The sequence below is a fragment of the Streptomyces sp. NPDC048650 genome (assembly GCF_043199095.1).
GTDB lineage: Bacteria > Actinomycetota > Actinomycetes > Streptomycetales > Streptomycetaceae > Streptomyces.
In genome coordinates this window covers 35,831-43,816 of record NZ_JBICVM010000017.1, presented here as the reverse complement: position 1 = coordinate 43,816, position 7,986 = coordinate 35,831, and the positions used below count along the sequence as shown (strand labels likewise).

Here is a 7,986-nt window from a genome sequence, read left to right as displayed (position 1 = left end):
ACCGAGAGCACGTCCGTCGTGGCGGCAGCCGGCCCGCACGGCTGAGCCGGATCGGGCGGCTGAGAGTACGGGCTGTGGTGGCCCCGCTCGACCGGGGCGCGCGGAGGGTGCGCACGGAGTACGGGTCAACTCCCGCTCCGCGCGCACCCTTCGCGCTCGTCCAGGCACCTACGGCGACGTCACGTGGCCTGCGTCACCCGTTAACAAGATCGCGACCCAATAGCCGCCAGGATTGTGACCAACGCCCCCTCGCGCCAGCGTTCTCGCAGGTCACCCCGGGGGCACCCGCATGCACGAAGCCCCAAGGCACCCGCATTCCGGGACATAGTGCACTGCGAACGGTCGCCGACTGCCTGCACCCTGATGTAGGAAGTCGGGGGGCATTCTGCTATCGGGAGTACGTCGGCATGCGCGGGCGCTGCGAGCGAATGATGCAGAGGCGCCCGCCTCGCGAACGCGGGGCCGAGCGAAGGGAGGTTTCGGCATGAACGTCATGACCCTCATCCTGCTGCTGGCCGCGGCCGGGGCTGTGGTGCTGGGCGCTGCCGCCCTGCACACCACCCGCGCACTGCGCCGCCAGGTCACCGCGCTGCACGCCGAGCTCGTGGCCGCGCGCACGGACAGCGCCGCGGCCGCCGCGGTGGACCTGACGAAGGCCATTCCGGCCGCCCGCAGCACACCGGCCGTCGAGACGCCGCTCGCGGACATACGCGCCGCGGTCGCCGACGCGCTGGCCGAGGAGCGGGAGCGCGAGCTGGCCGAGGCCCGCGCGTTCTGGGCCGCTCAGGAGGCCCGGGACGCCGCCGACGCCCCGTCGCTGCTGGGCGGGCTGGCCGGCCTCGGCGAGGAGGGTCCGACCGACACCCGCGCCGAGCAGCGCGAGTCCGCCGAGCGGAGAGAGCTGGACCGGCTCGACGTCCAGCCGTTCCTGCCGCGCCAGGCCGACCTGGCCGGGCTGGAGCCGCTGCTCGGCCCGGACGCCCTGGAGCCGTTCGACGCGCTGGAGTCCGTGGAGGCGCTGGACGCGCCCGAGCTGGAACACGTCGAGGAGGCCGAGTCGGCCGAGCTGGCCGCCGCCCGCCGCCGGCACCCCTCGCACCCGGACTTCACGCCCTCCCCGGTGGTCGGCGATCACCAGCGCACCGTCGCACGCCTGGAGGAGCTGGCGCAGCAGGCCGTGCCGCTCACGGACGTACGCCCGGGCCCGCTGGGCACCCTGGACGTGTACGTCTTCTCCGACGGCACCACGCTCTGTCTGACCCCCGGCGACCGCGAGACCGCCGAGCGCATCGCCGGCGCGCTGCGCTCGGGGCACACCCCGGTACTGCTGGGCGGCTCCGGCATCTCCGGCGCGTACGCCCTGACCTTCTCCTGGGGCGAGCAGCAGCAGGAGAGCGTCTACATCCTGGCCGACCGGGTCATCGCCTCACTCTGACCGGCGCCCTCAGCAGCGCCCGGCCACGTCCTCGACCAGCCGCACGGCCTCCGCCAGTTCCTCGGCGGGGGCCGCTTCCGCGTCCCGGTCCGGGGCCGCCGCGGCCTGGAGCAGCGCCTCGACGAGATCGTGGCCGGCCACCGCCAGTTGGTCACCGGCCGCGAACATCCCGGCGTCCGGCAGCGTCAGCGGCGCCCGCCCGAGGCGCTCGATCCGCTGCGCACGCCGCGCCAACTCCTCTGCCAGTGCGAGCCCTTCGGCCGCGCTGCCGCGCGCGAGGGCGCTCTGCGGCAGCGACCGGAGGCGGTCGGCGAGGGCGTCCACGGCGGTCTGCAAAGGCATCACGTCAAGCACGTGGTGAGCTTATGCGCCACTCCCGGGTGGTTGCCAACGCCCGAACGCTCAGGCACGGTGTGCTGAAGAACCAGCATCGACCGCGTCCGGAGGCGCCGATGTCTCAGCTCTTCTCCGAAGAGACCCACCGGAATCTGCTCTCCCGCATCCCGCACTGCACCGGCCGGGATATCTCCGACTGGCTCCGTACCGTTGACGAAGGCCCGTCTCTCTTCCGCTTCGACGAAAAAGTCAGCTGGCTCCGTGGTGAGCACAATCTCGCCTACGGGCATGCCAAAGCGATCGTCCACGAACACGACCTCAGGCGCGCCGCCCGCAAGCTGTGACGCCCGTCCGCGATGACGGGCTCCGCACGCCTCCCCGTGGGAGCGGCAGCGCGGAAGGGCCGTGAGACCGACAACGCCGAAGGGCCCGCAGGCACATGCCTGCGGGCCCTTTGCGGCGCGCCGGGAGGGCGCGTGCGGCGTCAGTCGCCCCGGAGGATCGAGATCAGCCGCAGCAGCTCCATGTAGATCCACACCAGGGTCAGCGTCAGACCGAACGCGGCCAGCCACGACTCCTCGCGCGGAGCGCCGTAGGCGATGCCGTCCTCGACCTGCTTGAAGTCCAGGGCGAGGAACAGCGCGCCGAGGACCACGCCCACGACGCCGAAGAGGATGCCCAGGCCGCCGCTGCGGAAGCCGAGGCCGTCATCCCCGCTGAACACCATGAACAGGGTGTTGACCAGCGACAGCAGGACGAAGCCGATGGCCGCGATGATCACGAAGCGCGTGAAGCGGGCGGTGACCCGGATGATCCGGGTCTTGTAGGCGACCAGCATGGCGACGAACACCGCCATGGTGCCCAGCACCGCCTGCATGGGCGCGCCGTGCAACTGCGGCAGCTTGTTGATGTAGCCGCTGAGCGCACCGAGGAAGACGCCCTCGAGCGCCGCGTACGCCAGGATCAGCGCGGGGACCGGCTTGCGCATGAACGACTGGGCGAACGCCAGCACCATCGCGACCAGGCCGGCGGCGACGGCGAAGCCGAGCTGCTCGGTCAGGAAGAGCCAGCCGACGGTGGCGCCGGCGACGACCGTGCCGAGCGTCATGCCGGTGCGCATGACGACGTCGTCCATCGTCATCGGGCGGCTCTGCGGTACGTACTGCGGGGGTGCCTGGGTGGCGCTCTGCTGGCCCTCGGCGAAGGGGTTGCCGCCCTGTGCGTACGGGTTGGTTCCGGCGTACGGGGTTGCCGCGCCCCCGGCCTGCGGCGGCGCGTTGAAGCCCGCGTAGCCGTTGTCGCGGCTGAACCCCCGTCGCGAGAAGACCGGGTTGCTGCTCCTCATCTCACTCCTTCATGGCCGCCCAGCGCGGCCTTGACGGCAAGCGTAATGGTCTGGCAAAGGCGCGTCGCTAGTTCTCGAGCAGGATCTTTCCCCGAACCCGGGCCGACACATCCTCTCCAGGGAGGACGTACGGGAGGGCCCGTTGGTGCCCGGGCCGGGGAGCGGCTGCCGTACGCCCCCGTGATGCCGCTGTTCAGGTATCGGTCGGGCGGCCCGTGCAACTGTGCCGTGCAGATAGACCGAACGGGCCACATATGCCAGGGATAACTTCGGCCCGGCCTTTCCGTGGAATCCGATAAATGTCTGATCGGCGCGGCCCGGGGTGACGGCTCGGTGAGACGAGCGTTACGCCTGGGGAGGCAACCGATCTGCGGACGCGACCGTCTTCCCGGGCAGCCGGATCCTGCCCTGGCGGATGGGCGCGCCGCGCACCTTGTCGATCACCGTCCGTACCGGAACGGGTGCGGACGGTCTTCGGACCAAAGGTGCAGACAGGTCTATTCTGGCGAGAAACAGTAACGAAAGAGGGTTGAGGTGCCTGTGCCTGACGTCTCAGTAGTCGTCATTGTCTACAACGACGCCGACCGGCTGCCGACCGCCGTCCAGTCCGTACTGGATCAAACGCTCCGGGACGTCGAGGTGGTGATCGTCGACGATTGCAGCACGGACCGCTCTTTCGATGTGGCCCAGCGCCTGGCCGCCACGCACCCCGAGCGGGTAAGAGCCTTTCAACTGCCCGAGAACAGCGGCGCGGGCGGCGAACCGCGAAACGCCGGAATCCAGCACACCACCGGTAAGTACGTCATGTTCCTGGACAGTGACGACGTACTGGAGCTCAACGCCTGCCGGAACATGCTGGAGGCCGCCGAGGAAACCGGATCGGACATCGTTTCCGGACTGTGCGTGCGCCTGCACAAGGACACCCGCAATCAGAAGCGCGACGAGTGGTACGCCTGGATGTATTCCACGACGCGTACGTTGGAATCCGTCACGGAGCTGCCCGACCTTTTCGTGTGGGACACGCTGTCCACCAACAAATGCTATCGCCGTGATTTCCTCGTCGAGAACGACCTCCGATTCCCCAAGGGTATGTTCTACGAGGACCTGATGTTCATCGCGGACGCCTACCTGGCGGCGAAGCGCATCACGCTGATCCCCAATCAGGTCTACTTCTGGCACGTCTATGAGCGGGCCGCCGTGAAGTCCGTGACGAACCGCCGGCACGAAATGACCAACTACGCGCACCGGCTGGAGATTCACCGCCGCATCGACGCGCTGCTGGCCGCTCGCGGGCTGAGCGAGATGAAGCTCGCCAAGGACGTGAAGTTCCTGAAGCACGACCTCGTCCTGCATCTGCGGGATCTGCCGTTCCGGGACGAGTCGTACCGCAGGGAATTCGCCGAACTCTCCCGGGATTATCTCGCCGGGATCGCCCCCGAGGCGTATGAGCGGGTGCAGCCGATACAGGCCATCTGCGCCTACCTCCTTCAGCAGGGCGACTGGCGCCACCTCATTCCGGCGGTCGATACGCTCATCAACCGCGACAAGCTCTCCTCGCCGCTCGCCGAGCACGACGGCCGCATCTATTGGTGCGACGGTCATTTCGACGACGAGTTCGGCCGCGATGTGCTGGACGTGACCGAAGCCGGATATCACGAGAAGCCGGTGAACAAGCTTTTTCTGCGCAATCAGCTGACCCGGTTCCACGAGTCCGGCCGAACGGTGACACTGGCCGGGCGGATCACCAACCCGCTCGGGGTGATCCCCCCGCAGGCACGGCTGACGGGTGAGTTGGAGTTCAGCGCCCGCCGGCGCAGCCTGCAGTCGTTCCGCTTCCCGGTGCGGGTGCTGCGCCACGAGGGCGACGCCGTCCACTGGGAGGCCACCGTCGACCTCTCCGCGAAGCTGCGCCCGCTGGGCATCGTCGACACCATCTGGGACGTACGGCTGGGCCTGGACGTCGACGGGGTGCGCACCACGACCCGGCTCACGGTGGCCGACACCGAGCTCTCCGGGCCGCCGCTGCCGGTCCGCCCGCGCCTGACGCGGATGGTCGCCGATCACATCGAGCCGCATGTCTCGGCCCGGGGGCATCTGGCCTTCCGGCTGGTCAGCGCGAACCGCAACGCCGAGCGGGTGCAGGAACTGATCGCGCGCGGGGTGCGCGGCAAGCCGGGGACGCTCGCCAAGAGCGGCTATCGCAAGGCGAAGGCGCTGCGCAAGAAGGTCACCTCCGGCGACAACAAACTCCGGGCGTACCACGAGGTGTTCAGCCGGCTGCCGGTCAAGAAGCGCACCGTCGTCTTCGAGAGCCATCTCGGCAAGCAGTACAGCGACAGCCCGCGGGCGATCTACGAGGAAATGCGCCGGCAGGGCCTGGACTTCGAGGCGATCTGGTCCTATGCCGGGTCCCCGAAGGAGTTCCCGCGGGACGCCACGCTCGTCCGACGGTGGTCGCTGCCGTACCTCAAGGCGCTGGCACAGGCGGAGTTCTGGGTGGACAACCAGAGTTATCCACTCAAGCTGACCAAGCGTCCGGAGACGACCTATCTCCAGACCTGGCACGGTTCGGCGCTCAAGAACATGGGATTCGACCAGCCGGCGCTGAAGGCGACGACGCGGCGGCAGCAGGCCGCGCAACAGCGCTCGCTGGACCGCTTCGACCGCTTCCTGTGCCGGTCCGAGCACGATGTGCGCACACTCGCCAGGGCTTTCCGGCTCAAGGAGAAGACCCTGCTGCGGGTCGGCTACCCCCGCAATGACTCCCTCGTTCGGGCCCGGCAGCGGGAGGCGGAACTGGGTCGCCGTGAACGTGGGGAACTCGCCGCGGAGTTGGGGATCCCCGACGACCGGACCGTGCTGCTGTACGCCCCGACATTCCGCAAGGCGGGCGGGCGCCACGGCCGTTTCACCCTGCCCTTCGACGTGGAGCGTTTCGCGGAGCAGTTCGGCGACCGCTACGTCCTGCTCGTCCGCTCGCACTACCTCAATCACGTGGTGCTGCCGCCGACGGTGGAGGGCAAGGTCATCGACGTCTCGGCACGCCATGACGTGACACCGATCCTGGAGCTGGCCGACGGGCTGATCACCGACTATTCCTCGGTGATGTTCGACTATGCGCTGCTCGACCGGCCGTTGGTGTTCTTCACCTACGACTACGACGAGTATGTGCACGAGGGCCGCGGCACCTACTTCGATCTGCTGGAGCATGCGCCGGGTCCGGTGGTCCGTACCGAGGACGACTTCTACGACACCTTGAAGTCGTTCGACACCCAGGCCCTGGAATACGCGAACGCCCGTAAGGAATTCGTCGCCGAGTTCGGCGAATACGACCGGGGCGACGCCGCACAGAGCATCGTCGATCAGTTCTTCGCGCAGTGGAGCCGGTGATGGAGAGGTCGATGAACAAGCCGGACGCAGTCGGACCGCGGGACATCTTCTTCGTCTCCAACAGCGTCAACGAGATGGGCGGCATCACGAGTTGGTCGCACCAGATGGCCGGCCTCTTCAGTGAGCGGGGCCACCGGGTGCACATCGTCGGGGTGGTGCCGCCGCCCGAGGGCCGAGTGCACGAGCTCGCCGGCGACCTGCCGTTCGAGACCACCACGCTCTACGACGAACACCCGCCGAGCGTGCGCCCGGCGCGGGGCCTCAAGGGCAAGCTCAACCTCGCCGAACAGCGCCGCCGGTCCGCCCGGGAGGCCGGTATGCACGAGCAGGCGGCCAAGATGAGTGCGCTGTTCCGGGCGGCCCGGCCGGGCGGGGTGGTGATCGTCACCCAAGTGTGGGCGATGGAGTGGGTGGCCCTGGCCGACACCGCGGGGCTGACGGTGATCGGAATGAGCCATGAGTCGTTCGCGACCTGCCGCAGGTCGTCCCGATTCGGCCGGGTGAAGCGGTTCTACAAGGGCGTCGACCGGATGCTGACCCTGACCCGCGAGGACGCCGACCGTTGGATCCGCCAGCGGATGGACAACGTCGGCTTCATGCCGAACCCACTGCCGTTCTTCCCCGACGTCCCCTCCGACAGGTCGGCCAAGTGCGTGGCCAGCATCGGCCGGCTGCACGAGGAGAAGGGCGTCGACCTGCTCCTGGAGTCCTGGGCACGGATCGCGCCGCGGCACCCGGACTGGACGCTGCGGATCTACGGCTCGGGCGAGGAGGAGGACGAGCTGCGCAAGCTGGCCGCCGAGCTGGGGGTGGCCGCATCCGTCGCGTGGATGGGCCGGACCGGCGATGTGCCCGGGGCGCTGCGGGAGAGCTCGGTGTTCGCACTGAGTTCGCGCGGCGAGGGGTTCCCGCTGGCCCCCATGGAGGCGATGGCCACCGCCGTGCCGTGTGTGGCCTTCGACGTGGCACCGGGCGTGCACGAAATCATCACGGACGGGGAGGACGGTTTCCTCGCGCCCCCGGGCAACATCACCGAATTCGCCCGCCATCTCGACACCCTCATCTCCGACCAGGAGCTTCGGGACGCGATGGGCGAAGCCGCCCGGGAGAACATCCAGCGGTTCTCGGCCGAGGAGATCGTCGGCCGCTGGGAGAGTCTGTTCGCGCTCGTGGAGCGGTGAGCGGACGACGCGGAAGGTGAGGTGGGCCGCCGGCTTTTCGCCGGCGGCCCACGCCGTTCCCGTTCCCCGGGCCCGGACACGACGAGCGCGTACCGCTGACGGCCCACTGCAGCCGTCACAGCCGGCTCCTGCTCCAGCAGCCCCGAGCCCACAGCGGACTCCTCCTCGCCGACGACCTCATGACGGGCCATCACGTACGCGCGCTCCGGCCCACGATCCACCACCTGGTCGCATGTCCGGCACCGCGCGCGATGACGCTGGTGGACGCGTTCGACCCGCCGGAGGACTCCGTCGCCACT

The 7,986-nt window shown here is 69.1% G+C and carries 6 protein-coding genes; 4 read left to right on the top strand and 2 right to left on the bottom strand.

What is annotated here, in order from left to right:
• The first annotated feature begins 484 nt into the window (after window positions 1-484).
• Window positions 485-1,435 carry a hypothetical protein gene (locus ACGFML_RS33095; RefSeq protein ID WP_393549338.1) on the top strand — a complete coding sequence of 317 codons (951 nt, stop codon included), beginning with the start codon at window positions 485-487 and terminating at the stop codon, window positions 1,433-1,435.
• Between the two features lie 9 nt (window positions 1,436-1,444).
• Here ACGFML_RS33095 and ACGFML_RS33090 read toward each other — a convergent pair whose 3' ends face one another.
• On the bottom strand, window positions 1,445-1,777 hold the full coding sequence (locus ACGFML_RS33090) for a hypothetical protein (protein ID WP_393549337.1): 333 nt from the start codon (window positions 1,775-1,777) through the stop codon (window positions 1,445-1,447).
• A 110-nt stretch (window positions 1,778-1,887) separates the two neighbouring features.
• Here ACGFML_RS33090 and ACGFML_RS33085 point away from each other — a divergent pair, with 110 nt between their 5' ends.
• Window positions 1,888-2,115, top strand: coding sequence for a DUF4287 domain-containing protein (locus tag ACGFML_RS33085; protein ID WP_393549418.1), 228 nt, complete (start codon window positions 1,888-1,890; stop codon window positions 2,113-2,115).
• A gap of 140 nt (window positions 2,116-2,255) precedes the next feature.
• Here ACGFML_RS33085 and ACGFML_RS33080 read toward each other — a convergent pair whose 3' ends face one another.
• Entirely contained in the window at window positions 2,256-3,116 is an 861-nt protein-coding gene (locus ACGFML_RS33080) for a Bax inhibitor-1/YccA family protein (RefSeq protein WP_393549336.1), read from the bottom strand.
• 540 nt (window positions 3,117-3,656) lie between these two features.
• On the opposite strand from ACGFML_RS33080, the gene ACGFML_RS33075 reads away from it, so the two are divergent.
• Both ACGFML_RS33075 and ACGFML_RS33070 read left to right on the top strand, forming a co-directional pair.
• Window positions 3,657-6,506 carry a CDP-glycerol glycerophosphotransferase family protein gene (locus ACGFML_RS33075; RefSeq protein WP_393549417.1) on the top strand — a complete coding sequence of 950 codons (2,850 nt, stop codon included), beginning with the start codon at window positions 3,657-3,659 and terminating at the stop codon, window positions 6,504-6,506.
• 11 nt (window positions 6,507-6,517) lie between these two features.
• Window positions 6,518-7,687: a glycosyltransferase gene (locus ACGFML_RS33070; protein ID WP_393549335.1), complete on the top strand. Its 1,170-nt coding sequence runs from the start codon at window positions 6,518-6,520 to the stop codon at window positions 7,685-7,687.
• Window positions 7,688-7,986 lie beyond the last annotated feature (299 nt).